The sequence below is a fragment of the Halorubrum ejinorense genome (genome assembly GCF_039522565.1).
Classification (GTDB): domain Archaea; phylum Halobacteriota; class Halobacteria; order Halobacteriales; family Haloferacaceae; genus Halorubrum; species Halorubrum ejinorense.
This window is the reverse complement of the sequence record NZ_BAAADQ010000013.1, coordinates 151,832-176,590: the sequence shown is the minus strand read 5'-3', so window position 1 is coordinate 176,590 and position 24,759 is coordinate 151,832. Positions and strand designations below refer to the sequence as shown.

The following is a 24,759-nucleotide window of genomic DNA, read 5'->3' as shown; positions in this document are numbered from 1 at the left end:
TAATGTCGGAGCACGCCGTTGCCGTCGTTGATACGAATGTGCTGTTGAATCTCGCTACGCCGGTCGTTGACGGGCGGCCGAAGGCTCCCTCTGGCGGGGACCCACTCAAAACACTCCTCACCGGGTACGACGTCCACGTACCAGCGAGTGTTCTCGGCGAGGTCACCGATGCCACGGGGGATGATGACCTCCTAGCTGCCGCCGCGGATCTCACCCTCCAAGCTGCCCATCATATAACAACACACGATGTCGACAACCGAGCCGACGAGCCGATCGACTATGGGCTTGATCAAGGAGAGGCCGAAGGTGTCTGGCTGGCCAACGAGTTGGAGGCAGAGCTCTTCATCACGGACGAATTCAACACTACCAACTACCTTTTCATTAATCTCGCTCTTGACGACCGGAACACACTATTCACGACACCACATCTGCTCTGTATCCTCGCAACTCACAAGATTCTGCCCATAGAATACGTCGACGCTGTGCTCAGCTACTACGTTGAAACCAAAGGCTGGGATACACAATATGTGGCGCAATTGCGCCAAAAGTATCTCCACGGTTGATTTCCTCCCCGCACTAGGGCGCGAGCGAGTGGTGCCCGGTGGGAGATGGATTCTAGCGCGCTGCGTCCGACAAGGGACATCGACGCGCTCGACACCGCAATCCGTCAGACTGAAGCGGCCGACTCTGGCTCCTCGCCCCCCGATAGGCCCAACTCGACCTCGATGCTGACTGTGTTGTAGGGAACGAACGGTTTCTTCGCACCGTCTTCTTCACGGAAGTGGACGATTCGATACTCGTTCAGAATCTGGAGATCGTCGTGGACCTGGCGAACGTCCCGGTCGAGCCGCTCGGCGAGGTCACGCATGCTCTCCGCTGGCGCGTCCATCAGGCTCCGTACCAGCTCCAGGCGTCGAGGGGTGAGGAGTCGCTGGAGGCGGGTGGCGTCCTGAAAGTTGACGACGTGTGGCACCTCTTCACCGTGCTCCCAGCGGTCCGCACGGTCGAGGACGCTCTCCTTGTGTTCTTCGAACGGCTTCGACGTGATGTGAAGCGTCGAAGGGTAGTCGACGTCCTCTGGCGGCTCGTGGGCGTGGTTAGGCGAATTCTTGCTCATGGATGGTTTCGACCTCCTCGAGGAATTTCTGGATGTGTGACCGAAGGCCCTCGAACTCGATACCTTCGACCTCGTCGCGGGTATGGCGGTGGTGTCGCCCAACGTCGTGGCCGTCGTTCGCGTTGTCGTACCGGAGGATCTCTTCGTCGGCCGGACCAAGGTACTGAAAGCTGTACTTCAGCCCCTCCGGGAACTCTTCGCTTGTAGGGACGTCTCGTGATGACAAGAGAGTAGAGTGGGGTAGTTCACGGCGCGGCAGTGGCCGTGTCACCAGTTTCTGGATCGAATGGGAGAGTAATGACGAGTTCGTCGAACCAGACGATCGGGCGCTTACGCTGTCCATCTTCCTCGAAGAAGATGATGCCCAGCTGGGCGAGCCGACTGAGTTCCTCGTGAACGTTCTTCACGTCCCGGTCAACGACCCGTGCGGTCTCGTTGATGCTGGCTGGCTCCTCCCGACGGATAGCTTCAATTAGCTCGAGGGCTCGCGGCGTCAACGTTTCCATCAGATCATCATAGCTGGTGAACGAGAGCGTCGGCGTGGAATCTACTGTGTCTGTCTGTTCGAGCGTCTTGATCCCGTCAGTGATGTCGTCGTGGAACTCACTGGACGACTTCACGGTCACGACGAGGGTTGATTCGGTCCGAAGCTGTTCGCGCTCCATCGGGTGTAGCGGCGGCGTGGTATCGGTCATGGTATCACTGTGGTATGATGGCCTCACTTGACCTCGAAGGCGGATTTTGGGATCTCGCTCCAGAACCGTTCCCAGAGTTCAACCATCCCGGGGAACGTGATACTATCTGGGTCGGGGCCCGGTGCGACGTGTCGTTCGTGCCCTTTCGTGTCCTCATGCGAGTTGTCGTACCGACGAATCGTCCCATCGTCAAGCGTGTGGGGCGGGTTCGGCTCTGTTGCGCCGTAGTGAAGCTTGTAGGCCCATCCAGACGGGTATGCGTCACGGTCCGTCCGCATACAGAACACACGGACGACAGTCCCGTCGGGGTACTTTCGCCCCTCGCTCACGCCATCAAGGTCGTCGCCGGTCAGTGAGGCCATCCTCATCTATTGGTACTCAGGCCAATAGTATTATACTATTGGTTAGAAGAACAATAGTAATCGTCGCGGCGATGTTCAGCGCCTACCCGAACTCGTAGTCGCTGTCGGCGGCCTTAACGTACGCGTCGTTACCCGTTCGGTCCGGCACGTAACACGGACCGTGATCCGCTATGTGGAAGACAGGGGCTTCGATATCGAGACCGCTTCGACGGTGGACTAGTAGTGGTAATCGGTCACGCAAGTCGTGGATGAACGGTTCCCGCCGTACGTGGAGCGTTCCACTCGGCGGCCGGCGTTCAGTCAGCGGTGAGAGTTGGCCTTTGTAGAGATCCTGTTCAGTTATAATCCGCACGTCGAGGAGCTGTGCCAACTGCCACGCACTCGCACTGACACGGCGCGCGACAGCGAGTACGGGCATTGCTCGCGTGAGCGCGGCCCGCAGCGCGACTGCTTCGACGGCGTCCCGCTGAACCGGGACTTGGTGCCAGTCCTTACACTTGACGACGGGAAATCGGTTGGCTTGTCACTATTGTGCTCGACCCACACCATCAGTACTCTTGCGGTCACAAATATAGCGCAATAATTTGCGTGGGAGTAGAATTATTACTGTCGAGGCGGTACAACCACGTATGTCACCTTCAGAACCTCCTGATAACGCTGATTGGATGGAGACCTGGAAAGAACACGCATCGGCGTTTGATCGAGTCAAGTCGGTGACGATGACGCTCTCGGAGCCCCGATCCGCACCGTGGATCGCAGAGCAAGCAGCCGTGTCCCCGAATACGGCACGGGATCACCTCCGCCGACTCGTTGACCTCGGTGTCGTGGCGGAAAGCGACGATAGTGGGGCCCGGCACTACTATCCGGATCCACTGTACACTCGACTCCGCGATATTCGTGAATTACTTGAAGGGACGACGAAACAAGAACTCTCGGAGCAGGCCGCAGCATTAAAAGACGATATCGCGGTTTGGAAAACAGAATACGATGCTGACACGCCGGATATACTCCGGGAACGAGCGGCTGCAGAGACTGTCTCTGCCGAGCACGCACATGAACTCACGCAGGTCGCAAGCGACTGGGAACTCGCCCGGTATCACCTCTCTCTCGTCCAAGATGCGATCACAAACTACGATACGTGGTCCGCTGACCAGTCGTCGCTCACCGTATGACCGATGAGTCGGATGCGCCGGACATCCAGTCTCCACGTCACCAATCTGCTGATTCTCAGTCCCAGGTAGACGGTGTCCGTTTCGATGGCGGAACCACGTCAGGACGGGACCGACATCGTATCCTTCGCGAGTTGCGTGGCGAGTTGGCGCGACATCCCGCCGTGCTGTCGGTTACAGGTGAGCCACCGAGTGAATACCGAGAACTACAGGCTGCGCTTGATCCGTCTTGGTTCGGTCGTTCGGGATCGACTGCCTCCCTCCGACTCACGTGGCTTCCAGACCCGTCACCCGGGCCAGAGGACGCTGATCGCACGAGTGACACGTGGATGCGAACGCCGATTCAGGCATACTATACACTTCATTACAGCGAATCATCCGGCTTCGATTGTGGCTTCCACTGTGAACCGAATCCCCACATCGACGGCCTGCTTCACTTTCAGGAACGAGAAGACGTGAATGAGCCATACACGTACGAACCAGCCTCATTCGACGCAGGTTCGGTGTCTGGACTTCTGTGGGAGATGTTGGACGCCCTCGCTACTCGCCTCACTATGCGGGATGGTTCGTGATCCCTCCAGCACCCGTTCCTAGCCGAACTCGTAGTCGGTGTCGCGAGCGTTGACGTACTCGTCGTTCCCCGCTCGATCTGGCACGTAACACGGCCCTTGGCCACTAGCAAAGAACACCGGCACCTCAAATCAGTACGTCTCGCAGCTACACCGAGAGTGTGCGTCAGCGAACTCTACGAGATATTGGTGGATATTCTCTGCTAACTCATACATCGCCATTGCGAAGTCTCGGCCAGGTCGATCAATATCGTAGTAGAATCGTGAGCGGTGCTCGGAGCGGAACGCGTCGATCCGACTCGCAATTCCCTCATCAGAGAAGATATTTTGTGCGGCGATGTCATCGAACACTTCCGCATGATTTTGTTGACATTTTCCTCCGCCTGAAGGCGGAGGAATCCCGAGCGTTGGGATATTAGGGTTTGCAGTCTCCCTGCTCTCTCGGTGTGAACCGTCCGCTCTCGCGGTCGAACAGGAAGACTCCGGGCTGTGCCAACCAGCCGTTACTCATATCCCCCGTCGGGGGACTCTGAGTTATCTTTCGCCGGATGTTCACCGCACCATTCACGTCCGCGTTCATTGTCGTCTCGCACGACTCACAGACGTATAGACCACGCTCCACACGGTTGCTATCTCGAATCTGCCCGCAATACGAACACATCTTCGAGGTGTTCTCCTCGTCTACACGATCAACGAGGATACCGTGTTCCTCGGCCTTGTATTCAAGGAGGCGGGCGAATCGGTCGAACTCCCAGCCGTGTAACTTCTTGTTCCCCGACGCACCCCAGCTCCGCGAGTCACCGTCCTCATCCTCGCGGATGTCACTAAGATCGCCAACCGCTATCTTCTCCACGCCCTCTTCGACACACCGCTGAACGATGTGTTTGCTGAGGGTGTGGAGGAAGTGGTCTTTGCGTCGAGAGAGTTTCTTCCGAGCCTTCCGCGCTCGCTTTGACGGGCCATTCTCACCTTCAGTCTGGTACTCCTCACGAGTGAAGTAGTGTTTGTCCTCTTTCAGCGTGTTCCCCGGATACAACTCACCCGCGCCGTCTTCGTAGTCGATGGCGAGATAGTTGCTGATTCCGAGGTCGATACCCGCTGTCTTGTCACCGGGGACGTCCTCGACGGGGATCTCTTTCTTACAGACGAGGTGGAGTTCCCAGCGGTCGCCGTTGTAGACGGCACGCACCTGCTGGATGTTCTCAACTTCTACGTCAGGGCGGGTTTCGTACTCGGCGAGGATGAAGTCAGACCGACTCTCTTTCAGGTTGAAACCTTTTGAGAGCCGAAGTTGGTCGTGTTTGTCGTCGTGCTTGATGGCTCGTTTCTTCCATGTGGCGGTCGAGCGTGGATGGTCGTCGCCACGTTTCCGGTAGCCCGGTGGGTTGTTGCTGTCGTCAGAGTTGTACCAGCCCGTGAACGCCTCAGCAAGTTCTTCGAGAACTCGCTGACTTGACTGAGAATGCAGGTCACTGTAGCGTTCGTGGTCTTTCAACTCCGACTTCAGCTCGGCTTCGTCGGGTATCTCACCGTCATCTTCCCACCGTTGTTGGATGTAGTAGCGGCCGACGTTCCACAGTTTGGATGCAGAGAACCCGCACTGGTCAAGGTCGTCACGAACCTGTGAGTGGTTCGTGATTCGGGCGACGTAGGTGCGGGTTGTCTCCAGCATCGAACTGACTTCATAATACATTATGAAAGAGTCCTGATTAAGACTAACGACCGCGTGGAATATCCGACTGGAATGTCGCCGGTGGATTGTCGGTCAAAATGTCGGATTCATCCTGCGCCTAAAGGCGCGGGTATTCTCCTTGCTCTCTATAATCCGTCGATTCTGCGGCCGTCATATCGACGAGGTAGAACTGAAATGACCGCTCTATCGCGTTGAATGAGAGTTCGACGATACTAACGTAGTTGTTCGTTCCCTCTCGAAGCTGCCGACACGTCCCTAGCATCGCACATGCCTTCCCAAGCTGGATGTCAGCATCGTCACTACCTCGTTGTCAAGAAAGCGAATCCTGTGCCGGCCCTGTTTCACCGTCTTCCACGAGCCGTTCAACGCGTTCAAGCGTGTTGACGACCTCGTTAAGACCCATTGTGGAACACTTCCTGTTTCACTGTACGGAGTGCTGGTGAGCCGCGAAGCGTCAGTCCTTCAGTGAGTATCTCTCCGATTCGATCGTGGCTCCCTGCTGACGTGCTGGGTTCGACAATGATGTGTGCCTCATACCGATCGCCATCAATCGACGTGTTGGCAATCTCACGTTCAATGCGGTGAGCCTCACGCTGGGCCTGTCTTCGATTTTCATCGACAACAACGAACAAGTCAATGTCACTTGTCCGATCAGCGGTGCCTCGCGCCACGCTCCCAAACAGAACGATACCGATATCTTGACTAAGCTGTTCGTTGAGTTCCGTAGCAATTGTTCTGACTGGTGCGTGATACTCTGCTTGTGGGATCGTTGTTATCGGATCGTCTGCTTTGACGAGCATTGCCGGATCGATTTGAACTCCATTTGCTCGGCCAGATCGGTCGACACGGATTATTCCAAGTGACTCAAGAACATCAACAGCAGCATTCACACCACTCAGTCCTCGGTCTGTTACTCGGTGAAGTTCACGGTTTGTGAACTCTCGATCTGGATTATCAACAAGGAGGTGTACGATATCAGCCGTTGCTCCGTATCGGAATGCGTCGGGGTCTCCAAGGGGAACAGGGAGCCGAACATATGTCCCCTCTGATTGAACTGTTTCAGAATTCATGATTTGTTAGACGGTTCAATTATGGAAAAGTCTTGGTGTCTTGTCTTGCTACCCAGCTCTCCCCCCCGTTCTTACCCGAACTCGTAGTCGCTGTCGGCGGCCTTAACGTACTCGTCGTTGCCCTTTCGGTCCGGCACGTAACACGGACCGTGATCCGCTATGTGGAAGACAGGGGCTTCGATATCGAGGATGCTTCGACGGTGGACTAGTAGTGGTAATCGGTCACGCAAGTCGTGGATGAACGGTTCCCGCCGTACGTGGAGCGTTCCACTCGGCGGCCGGCGTTCGGTCAGCGGCGGGAGTTGGCCTTTGTCGAGATCCTGTTCGGTGACGATCCGCACGTCGAGCAACTGTGCTAACTGCCACGCACTCGCACTGACACGGCGCGCGACAGCGAGTACGGGCATTGCCCGCATGAGCGCGGCCCGCAGCGCGACTGCTTCGACGGCGTCCCGCTGGACCGGGACTTGGTGCCAGTCTTTCCACTCGGCGATGAGAAGGTCGGTTGGTTCGCCATGGAGCTATTCCCGGCGGGCGATCACGTCGGCTTCGAGTTTAAAGAGTCACTTGTTGCCAAAACATAATTACCAAAATTGAGGCGAGAATGCTCCTTCCTCCACGAGCGAGTACCGCGAGCGAGTAGGGAGGGGATGAATCGCCGCACACCAGTACAAACCATTAAATCGACATATCTCTAATCAAGAGACAGCGATGGAGTACAGTCACCGCTACCACGCCTACCCAACACAAGAGGTAGCGGAGCGGCTTGACTACCACATCGATGTTCATCGCCAAGCGTACAACTATACCCTCTACGAGTACGAGAACGTGGACGCCGACGACATCGGCTCTGCGTACAAGCACCACTCTCGACTTCCCGACTGGAAAGACGAGTTTCCCATCTTCTCGGACGTCAATTCGAAGGCTCTCCAACGAACCGTCACGCGGTTCTATCAGAACCTCACCGGACTCTCCGAACAGAAGCAAAATGGGAACACGGTCGGGAAACTCACGTGGAAATCACCCAGAGACTACCAGAGCATGACGTACTCGCAGTCCGGCTTCGAGCTCAAAAACACGAGTGGCCGCACCGCGACACTCTGGCTCTCCAAAATCGGAGATATCGAGATCCGCCACCATCGCGAGATCCCCGACGAGGCAATCATCAAAGAAGTCACGGTGAAACAGGAAACGACCAGCGAGTGGTTCGTCTCCTTCGGCCTCGAAACTGACACGGCAGATCTGCCTGAGAAACCCGACGTGGAGACGCTCGATACGAGCAACAGTATCGGGATTGACCTCGGCATTCTGAACTACATCCACACGTCGGACGGCACGACCGTGGACTGGATCGATCTTGAAGACGAATACGAGCGTCTGTGCCGTGAACAACGCAAACTCTCACGGAAAGTACACGGGTCAAACAACTACGAGAAGCAACGCCGGGAAGTGGCGAAGGTCAAGCGCCACATTCGGCGGAAAGTACTGGACTACCAGCACAAAATCACGACGTGGCTCGTCCGTGAGTACGACGCAGTATTCGTGGAAGACTTGGACGTGAAGGGGATGTTAGAGCAGTCGCACAACGCTCGCAACAAGCAAGATGCGGCGTGGCGACAGTTCATCACCCTACTCGAATATAAAGCAGAGTTGTACGGCACTCACGTCGTACAGATTGACGCGGCAGGAACGACCAAAGAGTGCGCCTCGTGCGGTGTGGAGACAGCGAAACCCATCTGGGTACGTGAACACTCCTGTCCGAGTTGTGGGTTCGAGTGTGACCGTGATGCGAACGCGGCGATGAACGTACTGCAACGCGGTTTTTCTGAACTAGGGCTGGGATGGCCCGAATCTACGCCTGTGGAGACTGCACTCGCTACGGACACCACTCAGGTGTCTGCAAAGCGCGTCATCGAAACAGGAAGCCCCACCCTCAACGAAGCGGCGTCAGCCGCTGAGTAGGGTGGGGTAGTTCACCCAGCGCAGTCGTAGACACCCTATGGCAACCGAAGACATCTCAACTCGACTCGCGCAGCTCAAGCCGAAACTTGAGCAGGAGTATCCGATCAGCGAGTTGGGTATCTTCGGATCGTATGCGCGTGGTGAACAAGAATCCGATAGTGATCTCGACGTACTCGTCGCGTTCGACAAGCCAGTAACGTTGTTCGATCTCGTTCGATTGGAAAACGAACTGACGGAGAAGCTTGGTATTGAAGCCGACCTCGTGACGAAAAACTCGTTGAAGCCACGGATTGAGACTCGTGTCCGCGACGATCTCGTCACCGTATGACCGCGGTTTTGGACTATGTGATCCGACCGTTAGGAAACGTGCGTGATCGTGATCTCGGGAAGCGAGTGTGCTGCCGGCTCAAATTCTGCGAAGGACTCGTCGTTCGTCAAAATAGTTGGTTGGCGGTCACGATGCTCAAACGCTAACACAAGGATTGGAACGTCTTTCGGCTGGACCCCACAGACGCGAGCCAGTGTTCGTACTGTGGGCGCCGACCGTTGTTCTCGAAGGAGCGCATCACTCGCATCACGACTTGATGGCGCTTCGATGAGGCCCGTCATCCGGGTGAGTCGTGTCACAAAATTGGTTTTGACGGTGTCTTGTTCTGTCGCAGAGAGGCCCTTGGTGCGATCAAATGCGGCTAACGCCTCTTGGAGCATGTACGCGCTGATCGCCGATGTTGTCTCACCGCGATCGATTGCTGTGAGCAATTCGGTTGCCCGTTCGTTGGTTCGTAGTGTCCCGAATACCCACAGATTCGTGTCAAGGATCTTCACGAATCAGATCCGTACACTTGTGTGGCCGTTTCCTCACGGGCCTCTTCGACGGCCCGTTCAACGTCGTCTGCATCGACTTTCTCGCCGAGTGCTGTGAGATCGGCGTCGATCTCGGTATCTGATTGGTGGCTCTGCTCAGCCTGTGCGAGTAGTTGCTCTAGCCGAAGCGCGGTGATTGCTGCGTCGTCATTAAGTTCGCGAAGATGCGACCGGCAGGCTTCCTTGATGAACTCGCTTTTATTGGTGTAAATACCCGTCTCATCAAGGAACCGCTCAATCTCAGTGTCCAGCTCAACCGGGAATTTGACACTGACACTTGCGTACTTCATAGTAGTACGATGGTATTACAATTAAATAAGTCTATGGCACCGATGGGGTGTGACCTCCCCAGCGTCCGCTCTTACCCGAAGTCGTAGTCGCTGTCGGCGGCCTTGACGTACTCGTCGTTGCCCGTTCGGTCCGGCACGTAACACGGACCGTGATCCGCGATGTGGAAGACAGGGGCTTCGATATCGAGACCGCTTCGACGGTGGACTAGAAGCGGGAGCCGGTCACGCAAGTCGTGGATGAACGGTTCCCGCCGTACGTGGAGCGTTCCACTCGGAGGCCGGCGTTCGGTCAGCGGCGGGAGTTGGCCTTTGTCGAGATCCTGTTCGGTCATAATCCGAACGTCGAGTAGTTGGGCTAACCGCCACGCGCTCTCAGTTACGCGGCGCGCGACAGCGAGGACGGGCATTGCCCGCATGAGCGCGGCCCGCAGCGCGACTGCTTCGACGGCGTCCCGCTGGACCGGCACTTGGTGCCAGTCTTTACACTCGACGACGAGAAAATCATCAGGGTCACCACGGAGATCGTCTCGGCGGGCGATCACGTCGGTTTCGAGCCCGAAGCAGTACTCGTTGCGGGCTGTCCTGTATCCCCACTGCTCGAGTGTCTCGGCGACCCGAGTCTCGAGCCAGCGACCGTTGGTTGGATCGTGGTCCGGATCCTCGCCGTCGGGGGTGCCCACGGTGTCAATTTCGGCCGTGAAATCGGTACTGTCGTCACTCATCGGTCGGGTCCTCGAGCGTGTCTGCGGCGGCTGCCTGCTGGGCTGCCTGTTCGAGGGCTGTCGCGATCGTTTGGGCTTCTGTCGGCGTGAGGACGGCGAAGGTGACCTCGCGGTCATCGCCGAAGCCGAGGAGGACACGCGACCCCTCAGTGACGTCGGTGCTGTCGGTGCTGACCTGAATACTTCCGTCCGTCGCTGTCGGGCGATCGCGTCTGATGACGGTCTCTAGGTCGAGTGTTTGGTCGCTCATTACTGCTCACCCCCGTTCGAGAGCCGTGTTTGTGGGGTCGCGACTGCTGTCGTGGGGTGTGGTGTCGGAGTCATGGTGTCGTGTGGGTGGTCTCGGGTGTCTGTGATCTGGTGAGCGTGGCTGTTCGGCTGTCGGCTTGTGCTGGTGGTCGTCATTGGACGTATGGTGTAATCGGCGTCGCCGCTGGGGGTGGGGATCGAGATCGGTGGCTGTCTGTCCCACCCACCGCGATCGTCTCTCCCGGTGCGGTCTGGGGGAGGACTGTTCGGCCCGGTGGGTGTGGTTGACTGTCGATGCGTCACCAGCGGCGGCACGGGCTGATCGCTGGTCGCCGGGAGCCACGCCGTCACTGGCGGTGTCTTCGGGTGTGGCGTCGGCGTCGTCGTGGTCCACCGGCGGTGGCCTCCCTGCTGGACGGGCGTGACGCGATCGAGATCGCGGACATCGCTGAGCCGTCGGTCATAACTGCTCGCGGAGATGTCTGCTTGCTCGATTAGCTCCGAGCGGCCGAGTGGACCGTCGGCTCGCAGCAGGGTGGCGTACAGCTTCGTCGCTGTCGGTGTGAGATCGGGGCGGAAACGCTCCGGTGGGAGCGTAGCCGCTGCGCGCTCGACCGCGGCCAGCGTCGGCGTTCGAGACTCGTTCAGCGCCCGTAGGAGGCTCACCACGACGTCGTACGGACACGCCTGTTTGGTGTCCGCCGGGCCGAACGAGCGTAGACAGAACCGCACGAGCCGCTGGCGCTCGCGGGGTGTCCACTGGGCGTCGTGGGTCATCGCGATCTCGTCGATCACCTGCCGGATGGCGGGGTAAGTCGTCCCGTCGACGACCGGAATTTCGAGTGTCGGTGCGCGTTCAGTGCCGTCGGCGATCGCTTCCCGGACCGTCGTGAGTTCCCTCGAGAGGGTATCGGTGATCTCGTCGTGGAGTTCCGTGATCGTCGGGCCGGCAACCACCCACGACATCGTGAGATCCATCCTCGCGTCGTGGTCCGTTTCGGCGGGAAGTCGCCGGCACAGCTTTGCGGGCCGGTCTTCGAACAGCATGCGGTAGCCCGAGTGAATCCCGTAGACGGACTGTTTGGGAGCTGTTTTGGCGAGGAACTCACAGAGGTCCTGGAGGTGGGTAGTGTTGCGTACGAGTGCGTCGGTATCGGGCACTCTAAGGGTGGTCGTGAGATCGATACCGGCTGCGTGATACAGCTGGGTGGCTGAGGCGATCAGCCCGTGGAGATCTTCGAATAGTTCACTGCGGGCCGCCGTGTCGTCGCTGGTTGTGAGTTCGGCAACCTGCGCGAGGAGGCGGTCTCGAACCGTTGTGGTTCGCTCGCGCCACGCTCCGTAGGTGGTTTCGGCGTCGCTGTACCAGCCGACTTGGTGGCCACGACGGAGGATACGGTCGACGGGATACGCCTGGGTGCCGTCATCGATCGCTTCGAACTCCTGGCCAAGTCGTTCGGGGGTGAGGATGTTGGAGAGTGCTTTCTTGCTGAGTAAGGCGCCCGCGAGACGTCCCAACGTGGCGAGGGGGCCGCCCCACTGGAGCACGACGAGGGTTTCGTCGTTGGTGTGACTGAGGTAGGCGACTCGGCCGTCTTCGAACGAGTCTGGCTGGTCGTCGACGAGTGTGATGGCGTCGTCATGGGCGACGGTGCTGAATCGCTCGTGGAGCTGGTCTGGGCTGTTTGTAGGGTCCGTGAGCCACTGGACGTAGTCGTCGTCTGCGTCTGGGTTCCCAGTTGTCGCCACTCGCTCGTCGAGGGTGGGTGTTTCCCTGCCTGCCCGGCGGGGCGACACTGTACTTGTGGATTCTTGAGGGGCCCCAGTAAGACGCTCATCGAGTCGGCGCTGGTCCGGGTGGACGAGATTATAATCGTCGTCGAGACACCGTTGGACGGCGAACTGGCCCAGATCGGTGAGTTGGACCGTGTTGTGTTGGCCACGACGACCAATCGTGACTAACTCGCGCGTTTCAAGATCGAGGACGTAGCGGCTGACGGTGCCGTCGGCGATATCGATCGTGGGATCGGTACTGAGATCGCGGTAGCGTCGGGCATCGTCGGCGTTGAGGTGTCCGAGCAAGCGTCGCTTTCCTGGCTCGGTGTCGAGGTCACGAATGGCCTCCCACGCGGCGTCGACGGTGTGCGTGGAATGGTTGTGGGGGGACCGATCCCGGCTGGCAGTAAGATCAAGGTGACACTCGGTCCAGTTGGGATACCGCTTTGAGAGGTGTCGGTGGACCGCCGGGGACGCGACGATCCGCACATCGAACCCGTCGGCGAGGACGGTGATCGCCGCGAGTGCGCGGACGCCCGTCCGCCGATCCGTGAGCGAGGTCCACGCGTCGCCGTCCAACAGGAGTGTGAGGACTTCGGGTTGGTCCTCGAGTTCTCGATGGAGCGCGACCGGGCCGTTCGCGAGTGCGCCGAGGTCTCCGTTGACTGGGCCGCGCCCCGTGCCGATGGTGGTGACCGTATCGGTTAGGTTGACGTGTCGCTGTTGGTGGTACGTACTGAGTGCGTCGACGTCGGTGTCTGTATAGGTCAGCGCAAGGGTCGTGATAGCGCGGGTGTACGCGACGGCTTCAGCGACATCGTCGGTCCATTTTTTGTCTATGGTCTGCCACTCAGGCAGGGTTTCTGCGAGGAGCTGTGTGCTAGCGCGCCACGGATCTGTAGCGGTACAATTGCGGATAGCCCGTTCGGTGTGCGGCTTGAGTTCGGCGAGGAGGTCTGGAATCCACTCAGTTACTCGCGGTGAGACCGCAGTACAGACGATCCCTTCTGTGGAGAGGGCGGTCTCGTGGCTGATGAGTCGGATCCCTCGCTCGCGGGCCGCAGGCTGGCGTGGTCCCACGAGCGATCACCGGTGGGTGAGTTGGTGGGTCACGACAGCCGGGATCATTCTGTCCCCTCCGGTGGGGAGCCACCATCAGAGCGGGCGTATTCGCGAACCGCAGTAAGAAGCGGCGTGGGCTCCTGTGGTGTCGGGTGGGTTGGGCTCCGTGGTGTTGGGGCGTCCGGGTGGACGTGTAGATTTGTAGTCGTCGTGGGACTCGTGACGACTACAGTCGGATCAAGGAGGACGAACGTTGTGGATTGCGTTCGGGTGTCTGAACACGTCCCGATGTGGCCCGTGAGGACGTACTCGCGAACACCGCGGGTGAAGACGGTCGGGTGTTCGTGAGTATCTGCTCCACACATGATGTAGCCGATCGCGTACGCGGGTTCGCCGGCCGCGCGGTAGGCGTAGGTAGTGATGTCGTCGCCTTCGTGGAGGGGTTGGCCGCAGACTTGGCAGATCGGGTGGTTGGTGTCGAGCGAGATGCGTGTGAGTTGGGCGAGATCTGCGGCTTGTGGGTCGCTGGAAGGTCGCGTCATTCCTGTCCTCCCTCAGCGTTGTGAGTGCCAGCTTGCCACGCTTGCCGCGCGGAGAGAGCGCGGCGGGCCGACTCGGTGAGTCGATACTCGGGCGTGTCGTGGGTTTGTTTGGTAACGAGGTCGCGTTCGATGAGCTCCTTGAGTGTATCACAGACTTGGGCTTGGTCGATACCGTCGGTGTAGTAGTCGTTGAGCGCGTGGTGGAGTCGGCCGCCCTCGCTGGGGCCAGTCTGAGAGAGTACCCAGAGCAGATCGCGGTGGGTGGCTGAGAGATCGGCAAGTGAGGGGGCGTCGGTCTCGATGGGACTAGACATTGTGCCCCTCCACGGTGTCCTCGTCGACGCTGCGTGTCGTAGCGCACGTGCTACAGAGTTGGCCGTCGAAGGTAGTGTCGTAGCCGTCGGCTGGGTTGGGACACAAACTACAGCCGGAGTTGTTACTGTTCGATTCGTCAGTCGTCTCGCAGGGCTTAAGCCCCATAGTTGCCAGCATTAGCATGGTTCTGTGTTCGGGCACAGAACCCGTCCCGGTCGGGTGCTCCAACACCGCGGCCGGGGTTTCTACATTTCTCGCGAGCCGAGGGTTCGTCACTCGGGTTCCGTGACTAGACACATACGCGCTTGTCTTATTAATATTACGGTGACTAACTGAATAGCTACAAGATATTGAGGGTGCGATCCGACCGTAATATAGACCTTGGAACAACAGAGTGCCCTATGAGATATGCGGGTAGTTGGATGACTGCGGCAGATGACCGTATCCTTGAGTATCTATCTGAACATAAATCCGGTTCTCCCACCAAAATGAAGCGAGAAGGCCCGATCCGATATTCACGCCAACAGGTGGATCGGAGATGTAAGAAATTAGCCGAAAAGGGATTAGTTGATCACCTTGGAAATGGTGTGTATGTGATTACTGAAGACGGCGAGTTATACCTCGAGGGGCGTTTGGACACCGAAGATTGGCAGTATATTGAGGAGGAAGTAAGTGAAAACACCAACAATGATTCGACTGAAGATGCTGTTACTGACAACTGAACGGTGATTTTCTGAATCGGCGTGTGTTTCTCATCATCACAGCTATTATTTACCCAACATCGGGCAATCTGAGAGCGTCTGTTGGTTAAACAAGATGTGTGACTAACCCGAACCGGTACGTTTGTACGCGGGCGTCGGGTACGAGCCGGTAATGCGAATTCTCCGTGTCGCGCCGTTGATCTATCCCGACACGAAGGGGGGCGGGGATTCCCACGTCCACGCGATGTCACGAGACCAGGCCGTGATGGGCCACGACGTGACCGTGCTCACGACGCGGGAAGACGAGTCGCTGCCGCAGATCAAGTCGATACAGGATCGAAACAGCGGTGATGTGAGAAAATGACGGGCGAATCTGAGTCGATCCTTGTCGTAACGCAGTACTTCCCGCCTGAGACGGGAGCCTCCCAGACGAGATGGGATGAGCTGTCCAAGCGGTGGTCAGACGACGCTTCTGTGACCGTGTTGACCTCTGCGCCGGACTATCCGGAGGGTGAGGTCTACGATGGGTACGATAATCAATGGTTGCGACACGAGAAACGGGATGACGTGGATGTCTTCTATACGAAAACGATTACGTCGCCAAGTGGGAATCTTGCCCGCCGTAGTCTGAAGTTCGTTTGGTTTATGCTCATCTCAATAGTTGTCGGGCTACTGTACGTTTCTCCGTCGGTCGTGGTTGCGACGTCGCCGCAACCGCTCACCGGAGTCTCCGCTTGGGTCATCGCTCGGGTCAAGCGGGCGACGTTCGTGTTCGAGGTTCGTGACCTATGGCCCGAATCCATCTTGGCGGTTAGTGACTTTGACAACAGGCTCGTGATCTGGCTGCTTGAAGCGACTGTAACATTCCTCTATCGACGCTCAGACCATCTCATCGTCGTCTCGAAGGCGTTCATTGAGCCTATCGTGGACTGTGGTGTCGATCGATCGAAGATTGCGTTCCATCCGAACGGAATTGATCTGGCGTTTTACGATGTTGAAGGAGATAACTCGCCAGTCTTGAACGACCTCAGTGACGAGTTAACGATCTCGTACGTCGGGACGATCGGGCGAGCACATGGTCTGTCGGTCGTGTTGGAGGCAGCTCCAGAACTCGACGACGTTCAGTTCGTGATCGTCGGTGACGGAGCAGAACGTGAAGCATTGGAGACTCAAGCAGCCGATCTGGACAACGTGACGTTCACCGGTCGGCGGCCGAAAGAGGAGGTTCCGTACATCCTTCGCGAGTCGGATGTTGCCCTTGTCCATCTGAAGCCCCGCGAGATATTCGAGACCGTGATCCCCTCAAAACTCCTTGAGTCGATGGCGGCTGGTCTTCCGGTGATTCTCGGCGTTCGAGGTGAAGCGAAACGGATTCTAACAGATGCTGGCGCCGGAATCCCTATTGAACCTAGTCAACGCGACGAACTGGTTTCGGCAACTAGACGGCTCCGTGATAACTCAGAGGAGCGGCAAGCCTTCGCGGTATCGGGGCAGAAGTACGTCAACGCTCACTTCGACTGGGACTCGATCAGCGAGGAGTATCTCGCGACGATCACTGAACGCGACGATCATTCCAACGAATAACGAATACGAGCTTTTAACTCCGACCTTCGGATTCTTCAATACAACAAACCCACACGATGTCCTCTACGCTCAGTTTCGTCTTGGGAACACGACCGGAGATAATCAAGCTCTCTCCAGTCATCCGCGCTTGCCAGCGACGAGACGTGCCGTTCTCAATCGTTCATACAGGTCAGCATTACTCGGAAGATCTTGACTCGGTGTTCTTCGAGCAACTCGATCTTCCGACGCCAGATTACAATCTCGCAGTTGGATCGAGTAGCCACGGGGAACAGACCGGAAAGATGATCGCCGAGATCGAATCCGTTCTGGAATCTGAACGTCCTGAGGTCGTAATCGTCCAAGGCGACACTAACTCGGTCCTTGCAGGAACCATTGCGGCGACGAAGATGGCCGATATCGAGGTCGGGCATGTGGAGGCAGGGCTCCGGAGCTTCGATCGGGATATGCCAGAAGAGATCAATCGGCGAGTATCAGATCACGCTGCCGATTACCTGTTTGCGCCGACCAATACCTCAGGGGATCAGTTGCGGCAGGAGGGACTCTCTGACGAATGGATCACCGTCACCGGAAACACGGTCGTCGACGCGGTTCACCAGAACGTCGAGATAGCTCACGAACGTAGTAGCGTCCTGTCGGATATGAATCTCGATGAGCGATTTGCGCTACTGACGGCTCACCGGGCGGAGAACGTCGACGACAGAGAGCGATTTGAGAGATTGCTCGACAGCGTGGCGAAGGCAACAGATGAACACGATCTCTCGGTCGTGTATCCGATCCATCCGCGGGCAGAAAAGCGAATCTCTGAGTTCGGGATCAATGTCCCGGATACCATACAGTTAGTGGAGCCGCAGGACTTCCTCGATTTCCTCGTGTTAGAAGATGAGGCGACGATCGTGTTTACCGACTCAGGGGGCGTTCAAGAGGAGAGTTGTATCCTTCGGACTCCCTGTGTAACGCTGCGCGACAATACGGAGCGTCCCGAGACAGTCGATGTCGGAGCGAATCTGGTCGTGGGCGTGGCTCCCGATGATGTTAGCGAGGGCGTTCGCAAGATGCTCACGAGAGACCGAAACTGGGAGAATCCGTTTGGGGACGGCACGGCGGCTGACCAGATCCTCGATACCTTGGGATACGAATGACTGAGACAGAACCACGCATCTGTGTTCACGGGCTCGGATACGTCGGCCTCCCGATGGCCGCAGTCCTCGCGAACTCCGGCTACGAAGTGTACGGATTTGATGTCGACCCAGCACACCGGTCCGACCTTACGGAGGGGTCCTTCGACCTCGAAGAGCCGGATTTAGATCGGTTCGTGAGGCGAGCACTCGAAGACGGCTTAACTATCGTCTCTCAACCGCAGGAGGCAGAGTTTCATATCATTTGTGTCCCAACGCCGTACGATAAAGACCTCGACCGGACGGACCTCTCCTACGTCGAGGCGGCAGGCAAGACGGTCGCCGAGCAGCTTCGTGAGGGCGATACGGTAATCCTTTCGTCGACGGTTCCTCCCGGGACGACCGCGGGTCGATTGCGGGAGGTGTTGGAGGAATCGGGACTCTCCGCGAGCGAGGACATCACTCTCGGATACAGTCCGGAGACAGTGCTTCCCGGAAACACTCTCACGGAGCTGCGGGAGAACGACCGGATCATCGGCACGGTGGCAGGAGGTCCGACCGACCGGATCGTCGCGCTGTACGACTCGTTCGTCTCCGGCGACGTTAGGACAGCGGATGCCACAACGGCGGAGTTCGTGAAACTGATCCAGAATGCGTACCGGGACACGAACATTGCGTTCGCAAACGAGATCGCGAAGCTGGCTCACGAGTTTGAGATCGACTCACGGGAGGCTATCGCAATGGCAAACGAACATCCGCGGGTAGAGATACTTCGTCCGGGTCCGGGCGTCGGTGGCCACTGTATCCCGATCGATCCGCTGTTCTTGAACCACGGAAACGATATCCCAATGCTGATCGAGACGGCTCGCCGAGTCAATGACGGGATGCCGGAGTTCGTGATAAAGTTGCTCTCGGCGGCGCTTAGTGACTTAGAGGGATCGAGGGTAGCGCTACTTGGCGTCGCCTACAAGGGTGGAGTGTCCGACGTTCGAGAAACTCCGTCGCTTGTGATCGCTGAGGAGTTGTTGGAGAGAGGTGTCGACGAACTTCGATTGACGGACCCGTATGTGGAAAGCGATGACATCGACTATGAGCTCTCGTCGCTTGAGGAGAGCCTCAACGATGTTGATGCTGCTGTACTGGTGACGGACCACCCTGAATACGGCGCACTCTCCCCGAAAACCTTCGTCGATCGTATGCGAGGTAACGTGATCATCGACACGCGGGCTATGTTGGATGAAGATCGCTGGGAAACAGCTGGGATCAATATGTATCAAGTGTAGTTGGTGAATGATGACGGATTATTTGACCCTTGCTGGAACCGCACTCAATAAACAACCGAGACAGCTTTTCGGAATCGCGACTCGCACACTCAAGTCATCGGTCTTACCACGACTACCGATCGATATTGATAGACGATACGAGCGGCAGGTCCCAGAGGAATTCACTCCGCGTATTAAGCCGATACGCGATAACACGATTCGTCTTCAAAAGAGCACTCTCAACAAACGAGAGATATACGAGCGAGACGTAACAGCCGTCCTCAACGGAAACCTCAGCTTCCTAAACGAAACTGTATCCTTTGAAGATGGAGAGTCCATCTCTGTGGATGTGCCGAGAGTGATAGAACAGTCGCTTCACTGGAAACTGAAGTGCTGGGGATTCGAACATCTTAAACCTATCTGGCTCACGGCTCACGAGCCTTCAGAGATTTCGGACAAGGAAATCGCGATCCATCGTTCTTGGCTCGATGACTGGATAGAAGATCATCCGATTGCAACCGATAGCCAGTACTTGAGACGATACTGGATGCCACATTCGGTCTGTCTTCGGATCCTGAATTGGGCACGGTACGATTCTCTATTTGCGTCGCAGCTCGATGAGACGTTTCGAAGGAATATCCGACGATTTGTCTACAAGAACGCAGTGTTCCTCTCCGACAATGTTGAACACGGTGTGGGCGGTAATCACCTTATTGAGAACGCGGTTGCACTCGTCGTAGCAGGGATCTATGCTAACGAACCGGCGTGGTTACGCCAGGGACAGCAGATCTTCGAACAGGCGGGTGAGGAACAATTCTTCGAAGATGGAGGTCATATCGAACGAAGCCCGATGTATCACCTGATCGTCTGTCAGCGCTTCCTCACAGCAGTTGATCTGTTAGAATCCATCAGCGAGGGGTCCAAATCCCTTCGAGAGACCGCAACTGATGGAGTTCACTTTATCGAACGTCTCCGGCCACCGGACGATCAGATTCCACTTCTAAATGACTCTGTCTTTGGAGAAGCACTACCACTAACATCCTGTCTCGAATACGCGCAATCTATCGGTATTGAGACGAATCTACATTCCGAGCCGGATCCTTATAGATCACTGCCTGAGTCGGGATTTTTCTGGCTTGGAACCGACGATAGCCAGCTTCTCATCACAGCACACGAAATAACGGTCCCTCATCTTCCAGCACACGCACACGTACATCCGGGGCAGGTCTGTTTGTGGATCGGCGGAAAACGGATATTGACTGACACCGGTGTATTCGAATACTCTGCCGGGACAACTCGCCAGCGTGATCGAAGCATTCAGAGCCACAACACTGTCCAAGTCGGTACTCTTGAACCGGTTCGTTTGGCCTCCTCGTTTTGGATGTGGGGAACGCTTGATCCAGAAGTCGAATTTAGCGAAGGTTCCCCTCTTCGAATGGCTTACGATGTGAACGGGATCGGACATCCAACATATACACACGAAAGAACGGTCGAACGAGTCTCCGATGGATGGCAAATCACGGATCAGGTGGAGTGTAAGAACGAATCTGCTCTGAGCCGTTTTCATGTTCATCCCGAATATAGCGCTACCCTCAACAGCACCGACCAATACGTGACGATCGAAGATAATGAAGGAATACCAACCGCAGAGTTAGAAGCGCTTGAGGGTAACAAAATGACCCTTGGAACGGCGCCATATCATCCAGAATACGGTAAAGAACAATCCAGGGCTGTGGTTACCCTCCATCGAGAAGATTCGGGAATGCTTGGAGTGATCCTTCGTGAACTCAACTGACGATCGCGAAAAGTACTCATTGAGACCTCTAATCGATACCAGAATGATAACACAAAAACCAGAGAAGACGAAAGTGAGTCCATAATGCGGCAGCTTCAACAAAACTTCGATAGTGGGGAACTGGAACTCGTCGACGTTCCGGAACCACGCACTTCTTCGAACGGAGTTCTCGTCGATACACGCCATTCTCTCGTTAGTGCTGGAACCGAACAAGCGCTGATCGATCTAGCAAAAAAGAGCCTATTGGGGAAAGCCAAGGAACGACCAGACCTCGTGAAACAGGTCATCGAAAAGACAAGAAATGATGGGATCCAAGCCACGTATCGTTCGGTAAAGTCTCGCCTCGATAAGCCCCTTCCTCTGGGATACAGCTGTTCTGGAGAAGTGCTCGAGGTAGGTGAGGACGTCACCAACATCTCAGTCGGGGATCGTGTCGCTTGTGGGGGTGCTGAGTATGCGACACATGCCGAGGTAAACCACGTTCCAGAGAACCTTTGCGTCCCGATTCCTGACTCGGTAGACTCGCGCGATGCCGCTTTCACGACGGTTGGTTCGATCGCATTACAGGGGATCCGACGACTCGATCCAACACCTGGGGAACGAATCGCAGTGATCGGTCTCGGTTTGGTTGGTCGACTTACGACGAAGCTCCTGTCCGCGTACGGTTATCCAGTATTAGGGATCGATATTGACCCGTCCAAGGTTGGGGACGCAACAGAGATCTCAGTGGGAGCCGTAATCGGAGATGATAACATTGAGCACATAGCTGAATCATTCAGTGGCGGGCCGGGAGTCGATGGTGTGATTATCACCGCCGCTACGGATTCTGATCAGCCGGTCGAAATGGCTGGGAACATCACACGCGAGCAGGGGCGCGTGTCCGTTGTCGGCGATGTCGGTATGGATATTCCCCGGGAACAGTACTACGAGAAAGAACTCGACTTCCGTCTTTCTAGATCGTACGGTCCTGGCCGGTACGATCGGGCGTACGAGGAAAAAGGAAACGAGTACCCCATCGGGTACGTCCGCTGGACAGAAAATCGGAATATGGGTGAGTTCCTCAGATTACTCGACACAGGAGAACTCAATCTCGACGATCTGATCTCGCATATGTTCCCGTTCGATGACGCGCTCGAAGCGTACGACCTGATCCTTGAGGGTGGAGATTACACCGGAATTGTGTTAGAATACGATTCCAACGAGACAGATCGAACGCGGCGGATCGAACTCGAATCCGGTTCGAAACGATCCGTTAATGGCCAACTCTCCGTCGGAATGGTCGGGGCCGGAAACTTCGCGACTAGCACACTGTTACCGACGATCTCGGGGATCGATGAGTTGGCTATCACGGCTATCGCTTCGGCGACAGGGGTAAGTAGCAAAACGGTTGGAGAAAAGTATGATGCCGAGTATGTCACCACGGACTACGAGGAGATACTGGAGGATGAGGCGCTTGACCTTGTAGTTGTGGCAACGCGACACAATCTCCACGCAGAGATCGCTGTGAAGGCTCTTGAAGCCGGGAAGGATGTACACGTTGAAAAGCCACTTGCGCTCGATCGAGAGGAGTTACAGGCTGTTGTCGACGCCGAGCAAGCATCCGACAGTAGGTTAATGATCGGATACAACCGTCGGTTCTCTGAACCAGCGAGGACGATCAAGAATGAATTATCCGGGCGAAACTCTCCCTTTATGGCACAGTACCGGATCAACGCCGGGACGGTTCCCTCAGATCACTGGACGATCGACCCAGAAGAGGGTGGGGGACGAATCGTCGGCGAGGTCTGTCACTTTGTAGATCTGCTTCAATTCTTTTCAGAATCTTCTCCACAAGAAGTGTACACGATCGGACCGAAAATCCCAGAGAAGTCTCCGACACAACAAAATATTCAGGCAGTCATCCAGTTTGAGGACAATTCAACGGGAACGATAACGTATACGACGTTGGGCGATGATTCCCAAAGCAAAGAATCACTTGAAGTATTCTATGGCGATCGTGTGTACCGGATAAATGATTTCAAGACTGGACGGCTCGGAATGAGGAAATCGAAAGGGTTCGAAACCGAATTTCGAGAGTTTGTCGAGACGATTCAGAACGGTACGTCGGCACCAATTTCGATGCGAGATATCGTCGAGACCTCGCTCTCGACGTTTGCGATCCGAGATTCGCTCTCGGCCAACGAACGCATAAGAATTGATGACGTATTGTAAATTGTTTAGATCTATACTCACTTTAAGTCATTATTTAATCACAGTTGACATATAATTCGTACTAGTGTGTGGTATAGCCGTAGGTAGTTCTATGCTATGCTTCAGAATGATAGAGTCTGTCTGTCGTCTTCGTCTCGGTTGTAGGACCTGGAAGGTCTGTACAGACCACTGCTTAGAAGGTAGTTCGACGATCTCTCGGCAAGGAATTGTGTTGGGTCCTCGTTTAGGCTGCCCCGACTCAAAATCTGTCTACAGGTGGGAGGGGCTTATGTTCGCAGGGAACGTATCATTTACTGTTAGCTTGTTGGATTTTGTGTACACCAGGGAGCAGACGTTCTAACTAATAGAATTAGTGAGACACTGAGTTTGATATGTACTAGATACATCCCTCTTGAAATTCCGAAGAAATAACACGCAAAGACTGAGTACGACACACTTATGGATAGAAGTGATATTGAATCGGCCTTGGACACCGTAATCGAAGAGTTTCCATTTGGAAGACAGTATGTCGCCGGAAAACGAGAATGGATTCACACTATAATCAAACAAATTGATTCACACACATCAATTGGCGATTCTATTTTATCTGTAGGGTGTGGACCGTGCGATATTGAAGCTGTATTGTCCCAGTTAGGGTATGATGTTACGGCCGTTGATGACTTGAATGACCAGTGGCATCTTATCGGTAATAATCAAACCCGGATACGTGAATTCGCTGATAAGATGGGAATAGATTTAATTGTTGCCTCTGCTGGAGAGGGTTTACCGAGTGATGACTACGACCTCGTCACTGCGATTGAAGTCTTGGAGCACGTTGACTCACCACGAGTGTTTCTAAATGATTGTGTTAATTCTCTAGCAACTGGTGGTACAATTTTGGTTACAACCCCGAATTCAGTTCGCTTGACGAATCGAATTCGAACTTTGTTTGGCCGCTCAACTGGGGTTGGTGCTGGATTTATTTATTGGAATATTGGAAAGTTTCGGAGTCACATTAAAGAATATACTCCTTCTGAACTTGAACAAATAGCCGAGTATACTGGGCTGACTAATATTAATATTGAATTAAAAACATTAACTCCGAAAAAGGCTCAAGAGCAAACTGATAGCTATCTCATAAAAATGTTACTCACCCTATATCAGGTTGTAACTCGAATTCGACCGACGTTTCGTGATAAACAAATTCTCACTGGAAAAAAACCCGTGACATGGAAATCAACAGAAGCATCGATCGAACAGTTTTCTCGATACTATCCTCATATGGCTAATTATAATCTTGATAATGTGAATGACGACGAAATCAAAGATGCGATTTTTTCTGCACATAAGAATGAGGATTCCTGATGGAATCCTCTCAGTTTACCAATAACTGAATTTAGATCGTGCTCTCCAAACTTTGGTAATTAGTAGTCTGGTAGCCACTAATCCGTATGTAATCAGCTCATCTGAACACTACCGATATAAGAGAAGATAGCTTCATATAGCTTTAGGGGTTGGGCTGAAACAGAATGAAGAAATTGGACTGGCCCATACTTGATAAGCCAGAAATGCTAGTTCTTCTCCTCCTGGTGGCCTCAGTCCTGTCACTCACAGGAGTCGGCAACACACGAGTGACAGATGTAGTAATACTGGCA

General features: G+C 55.6%; 25 protein-coding genes and 2 pseudogenes. 12 read left to right on the top strand and 15 right to left on the bottom strand.

Annotation, left to right across the window (positions count from 1 at the left end; all coding sequences use genetic code 11):
• Window positions 1-2 precede the first annotated feature (2 nt).
• Complete coding sequence (locus tag ABDZ89_RS11635; protein ID WP_343779226.1) at window positions 3-563, top strand: hypothetical protein; 561 nt, start codon at window positions 3-5, stop codon at window positions 561-563.
• Between the two features lie 104 nt (window positions 564-667).
• On the opposite strand, the gene ABDZ89_RS11630 is transcribed toward ABDZ89_RS11635, so the two are convergent.
• Genes ABDZ89_RS11630 through ABDZ89_RS11615 form a run of 4 tightly spaced genes read right to left on the bottom strand, consistent with a single transcriptional unit; the run spans window position 668 to window position 2,174 of the window.
• Window positions 668-1,117, bottom strand: coding sequence for an HVO_A0114 family putative DNA-binding protein (locus ABDZ89_RS11630; protein WP_343779224.1), 450 nt, complete (start codon window positions 1,115-1,117; stop codon window positions 668-670).
• Window positions 1,098-1,388, bottom strand: coding sequence for a toxin-antitoxin system TumE family protein (locus ABDZ89_RS11625; protein WP_128904886.1), 291 nt, complete (start codon window positions 1,386-1,388; stop codon window positions 1,098-1,100). Before ABDZ89_RS11625 ends, ABDZ89_RS11630 begins: the two co-directional genes overlap by 20 nt.
• Window positions 1,363-1,812: an HVO_A0114 family putative DNA-binding protein gene (locus ABDZ89_RS11620; protein ID WP_241686152.1), complete on the bottom strand. Its 450-nt coding sequence runs from the start codon at window positions 1,810-1,812 to the stop codon at window positions 1,363-1,365. Before ABDZ89_RS11620 ends, ABDZ89_RS11625 begins: the two co-directional genes overlap by 26 nt.
• Window positions 1,813-1,835: 23 nt before the next feature.
• Window positions 1,836-2,174 carry a toxin-antitoxin system TumE family protein gene (locus ABDZ89_RS11615; RefSeq protein WP_343779842.1) on the bottom strand — a complete coding sequence of 113 codons (339 nt, stop codon included), beginning with the start codon at window positions 2,172-2,174 and terminating at the stop codon, window positions 1,836-1,838.
• A gap of 629 nt (window positions 2,175-2,803) precedes the next feature.
• Here ABDZ89_RS11615 and ABDZ89_RS11610 point away from each other — a divergent pair.
• The gene (locus ABDZ89_RS11610) at window positions 2,804-3,346 is read left to right on the top strand and encodes a winged helix-turn-helix domain-containing protein (protein ID WP_343779221.1); all 543 of its coding nucleotides are present in this window, start codon (window positions 2,804-2,806) and stop codon (window positions 3,344-3,346) included.
• Window positions 3,347-4,044: 698 nt separating this feature from the next.
• Here the strand turns inward: ABDZ89_RS11610 and ABDZ89_RS17185 are convergent.
• The 5 genes and pseudogenes from ABDZ89_RS17185 to ABDZ89_RS11595 all read right to left on the bottom strand — a co-directional run bounded on the left by ABDZ89_RS17185 (window position 4,045) and on the right by ABDZ89_RS11595 (window position 7,082).
• A complete protein-coding gene (locus tag ABDZ89_RS17185) occupies window positions 4,045-4,311 on the bottom strand; it encodes a DUF8154 family protein (RefSeq protein WP_486293910.1) in 267 nt (88 codons plus the stop codon).
• 16 nt (window positions 4,312-4,327) lie between these two features.
• Window positions 4,328-5,584 carry an RNA-guided endonuclease InsQ/TnpB family protein gene (locus tag ABDZ89_RS11605; RefSeq protein ID WP_343779220.1) on the bottom strand — a complete coding sequence of 419 codons (1,257 nt, stop codon included), beginning with the start codon at window positions 5,582-5,584 and terminating at the stop codon, window positions 4,328-4,330.
• A 118-nt stretch (window positions 5,585-5,702) separates the two neighbouring features.
• Window positions 5,703-5,894, bottom strand: a pseudogene (locus tag ABDZ89_RS17180) (DUF8154 family protein); the annotation flags it as partial.
• 103 nt (window positions 5,895-5,997) lie between these two features.
• A complete protein-coding gene (locus ABDZ89_RS11600; protein WP_343779219.1) occupies window positions 5,998-6,675 on the bottom strand; it encodes a nucleotidyltransferase domain-containing protein in 678 nt (225 codons plus the stop codon).
• A gap of 71 nt (window positions 6,676-6,746) precedes the next feature.
• A complete protein-coding gene (locus tag ABDZ89_RS11595; protein WP_343779217.1) occupies window positions 6,747-7,082 on the bottom strand; it encodes an RNA methyltransferase in 336 nt (111 codons plus the stop codon).
• Between the two features lie 304 nt (window positions 7,083-7,386).
• Between ABDZ89_RS11595 and ABDZ89_RS11590 the strand changes: the two genes are divergently transcribed.
• Window positions 7,387-8,637, top strand: coding sequence for an RNA-guided endonuclease InsQ/TnpB family protein (locus ABDZ89_RS11590; protein ID WP_343779215.1), 1,251 nt, complete (start codon window positions 7,387-7,389; stop codon window positions 8,635-8,637).
• Window positions 8,638-8,674: 37 nt separating this feature from the next.
• Entirely contained in the window at window positions 8,675-8,965 is a 291-nt protein-coding gene (locus tag ABDZ89_RS11585; RefSeq protein WP_343779213.1) for a nucleotidyltransferase family protein, read from the top strand.
• A gap of 493 nt (window positions 8,966-9,458) precedes the next feature.
• Here ABDZ89_RS11585 and ABDZ89_RS11580 read toward each other — a convergent pair whose 3' ends face one another.
• From ABDZ89_RS11580 to ABDZ89_RS11560, 6 genes are all read right to left on the bottom strand, one after another.
• Window positions 9,459-9,791, bottom strand: coding sequence for a ribbon-helix-helix domain-containing protein (locus ABDZ89_RS11580; protein ID WP_343779211.1), 333 nt, complete (start codon window positions 9,789-9,791; stop codon window positions 9,459-9,461).
• Window positions 9,792-9,862: 71 nt separating this feature from the next.
• Window positions 9,863-10,513 (bottom strand): restriction endonuclease, encoded by a 651-nt coding sequence (locus ABDZ89_RS11575; protein ID WP_343779208.1) that lies wholly within the window; start codon window positions 10,511-10,513, stop codon window positions 9,863-9,865.
• Window positions 10,506-10,763, bottom strand: coding sequence for a hypothetical protein (locus ABDZ89_RS11570; RefSeq protein ID WP_343779205.1), 258 nt, complete (start codon window positions 10,761-10,763; stop codon window positions 10,506-10,508). Before ABDZ89_RS11570 ends, ABDZ89_RS11575 begins: the two co-directional genes overlap by 8 nt.
• On the bottom strand, window positions 10,763-13,618 hold the full coding sequence (locus tag ABDZ89_RS11565) for a plasmid replication protein RepH (protein WP_343779204.1): 2,856 nt from the start codon (window positions 13,616-13,618) through the stop codon (window positions 10,763-10,765). Before ABDZ89_RS11565 ends, ABDZ89_RS11570 begins: the two co-directional genes overlap by 1 nt.
• A gap of 44 nt (window positions 13,619-13,662) precedes the next feature.
• Window positions 13,663-14,142, bottom strand: coding sequence for a DUF8112 family protein (locus ABDZ89_RS17175; protein ID WP_464388575.1), 480 nt, complete (start codon window positions 14,140-14,142; stop codon window positions 13,663-13,665).
• Window positions 14,139-14,456: a PadR family transcriptional regulator gene (locus tag ABDZ89_RS11560; RefSeq protein WP_343779201.1), complete on the bottom strand. Its 318-nt coding sequence runs from the start codon at window positions 14,454-14,456 to the stop codon at window positions 14,139-14,141. Before ABDZ89_RS11560 ends, ABDZ89_RS17175 begins: the two co-directional genes overlap by 4 nt.
• Before the next feature lie 402 nt (window positions 14,457-14,858).
• Between ABDZ89_RS11560 and ABDZ89_RS11555 the strand changes: the two genes are divergently transcribed.
• The 8 genes and pseudogenes from ABDZ89_RS11555 to ABDZ89_RS11520 all read left to right on the top strand — a co-directional run bounded on the left by ABDZ89_RS11555 (window position 14,859) and on the right by ABDZ89_RS11520 (window position 24,469).
• Entirely contained in the window at window positions 14,859-15,179 is a 321-nt protein-coding gene (locus ABDZ89_RS11555; RefSeq protein WP_343779198.1) for a MarR family transcriptional regulator, read from the top strand.
• Window positions 15,180-15,330: 151 nt separating this feature from the next.
• Window positions 15,331-15,483 (top strand): annotated as a pseudogene (locus ABDZ89_RS11550) (glycosyltransferase family 1 protein); the annotation flags it as partial.
• Window positions 15,484-15,518: 35 nt separating this feature from the next.
• On the top strand, window positions 15,519-16,742 hold the full coding sequence (locus ABDZ89_RS11545; RefSeq protein WP_343779196.1) for a glycosyltransferase family 4 protein: 1,224 nt from the start codon (window positions 15,519-15,521) through the stop codon (window positions 16,740-16,742).
• A gap of 56 nt (window positions 16,743-16,798) precedes the next feature.
• Window positions 16,799-17,881, top strand: a complete 1,083-nt coding sequence (gene wecB / locus ABDZ89_RS11540; protein ID WP_343779193.1) for a non-hydrolyzing UDP-N-acetylglucosamine 2-epimerase — start codon at window positions 16,799-16,801, stop codon at window positions 17,879-17,881.
• Window positions 17,878-19,140, top strand: a complete 1,263-nt coding sequence (locus ABDZ89_RS11535) for a nucleotide sugar dehydrogenase (RefSeq protein ID WP_343779190.1) — start codon at window positions 17,878-17,880, stop codon at window positions 19,138-19,140. The genes wecB and ABDZ89_RS11535 overlap by 4 nt, the downstream gene beginning before the upstream one ends.
• A gap of 7 nt (window positions 19,141-19,147) precedes the next feature.
• A complete protein-coding gene (locus tag ABDZ89_RS11530) occupies window positions 19,148-20,914 on the top strand; it encodes a heparinase II/III domain-containing protein (RefSeq protein WP_343779189.1) in 1,767 nt (588 codons plus the stop codon).
• A gap of 84 nt (window positions 20,915-20,998) precedes the next feature.
• Window positions 20,999-23,125: a bi-domain-containing oxidoreductase gene (locus tag ABDZ89_RS11525; RefSeq protein WP_343779187.1), complete on the top strand. Its 2,127-nt coding sequence runs from the start codon at window positions 20,999-21,001 to the stop codon at window positions 23,123-23,125.
• Window positions 23,126-23,563: 438 nt separating this feature from the next.
• Entirely contained in the window at window positions 23,564-24,469 is a 906-nt protein-coding gene (locus ABDZ89_RS11520) for a class I SAM-dependent methyltransferase (RefSeq protein ID WP_343779184.1), read from the top strand.
• Window positions 24,470-24,759: the final 290 nt, after the last annotated feature.

Bases quoted from the DNA above. Each gene is read 5' to 3' on its own strand.
- ABDZ89_RS11585 (WP_343779213.1), top strand. From the start codon at position 8,675: ATGGCAACCGAAGACATCTCAACTCGACTCGCGCAGCTCAAGCCGAAA.
- wecB (WP_343779193.1), top strand. From the start codon at position 16,799: ATGTCCTCTACGCTCAGTTTCGTCTTGGGAACACGACCGGAGATAATC.
- ABDZ89_RS11635 (WP_343779226.1), top strand. From the start codon at position 3: ATGTCGGAGCACGCCGTTGCCGTCGTTGATACGAATGTGCTGTTGAAT.
- ABDZ89_RS11555 (WP_343779198.1), top strand. From the start codon at position 14,859: ATGAGATATGCGGGTAGTTGGATGACTGCGGCAGATGACCGTATCCTT.
- ABDZ89_RS11575 (WP_343779208.1), bottom strand. From the start codon at position 10,513: ATGAGTGACGACAGTACCGATTTCACGGCCGAAATTGACACCGTGGGC.
- ABDZ89_RS11570 (WP_343779205.1), bottom strand. From the start codon at position 10,763: ATGAGCGACCAAACACTCGACCTAGAGACCGTCATCAGACGCGATCGC.
- ABDZ89_RS11525 (WP_343779187.1), top strand. From the start codon at position 20,999: ATGCGGCAGCTTCAACAAAACTTCGATAGTGGGGAACTGGAACTCGTC.
- ABDZ89_RS11595 (WP_343779217.1), bottom strand. From the start codon at position 7,082: ATGCCCGTACTCGCTGTCGCGCGCCGTGTCAGTGCGAGTGCGTGGCAG.
- ABDZ89_RS11530 (WP_343779189.1), top strand. From the start codon at position 19,148: ATGATGACGGATTATTTGACCCTTGCTGGAACCGCACTCAATAAACAA.
- ABDZ89_RS11590 (WP_343779215.1), top strand. From the start codon at position 7,387: ATGGAGTACAGTCACCGCTACCACGCCTACCCAACACAAGAGGTAGCG.
- ABDZ89_RS11610 (WP_343779221.1), top strand. From the start codon at position 2,804: ATGTCACCTTCAGAACCTCCTGATAACGCTGATTGGATGGAGACCTGG.
- ABDZ89_RS11615 (WP_343779842.1), bottom strand. From the start codon at position 2,174: ATGGCCTCACTGACCGGCGACGACCTTGATGGCGTGAGCGAGGGGCGA.
- ABDZ89_RS11605 (WP_343779220.1), bottom strand. From the start codon at position 5,584: ATGCTGGAGACAACCCGCACCTACGTCGCCCGAATCACGAACCACTCA.
- ABDZ89_RS17175 (WP_464388575.1), bottom strand. From the start codon at position 14,142: ATGACGCGACCTTCCAGCGACCCACAAGCCGCAGATCTCGCCCAACTC.
- ABDZ89_RS11535 (WP_343779190.1), top strand. From the start codon at position 17,878: ATGACTGAGACAGAACCACGCATCTGTGTTCACGGGCTCGGATACGTC.
- ABDZ89_RS11520 (WP_343779184.1), top strand. From the start codon at position 23,564: ATGGATAGAAGTGATATTGAATCGGCCTTGGACACCGTAATCGAAGAG.
- ABDZ89_RS11580 (WP_343779211.1), bottom strand. From the start codon at position 9,791: ATGAAGTACGCAAGTGTCAGTGTCAAATTCCCGGTTGAGCTGGACACT.
- ABDZ89_RS11620 (WP_241686152.1), bottom strand. From the start codon at position 1,812: ATGACCGATACCACGCCGCCGCTACACCCGATGGAGCGCGAACAGCTT.
- ABDZ89_RS11545 (WP_343779196.1), top strand. From the start codon at position 15,519: ATGACGGGCGAATCTGAGTCGATCCTTGTCGTAACGCAGTACTTCCCG.
- ABDZ89_RS11600 (WP_343779219.1), bottom strand. From the start codon at position 6,675: ATGAATTCTGAAACAGTTCAATCAGAGGGGACATATGTTCGGCTCCCT.
- ABDZ89_RS11630 (WP_343779224.1), bottom strand. From the start codon at position 1,117: ATGAGCAAGAATTCGCCTAACCACGCCCACGAGCCGCCAGAGGACGTC.
- ABDZ89_RS11560 (WP_343779201.1), bottom strand. From the start codon at position 14,456: ATGTCTAGTCCCATCGAGACCGACGCCCCCTCACTTGCCGATCTCTCA.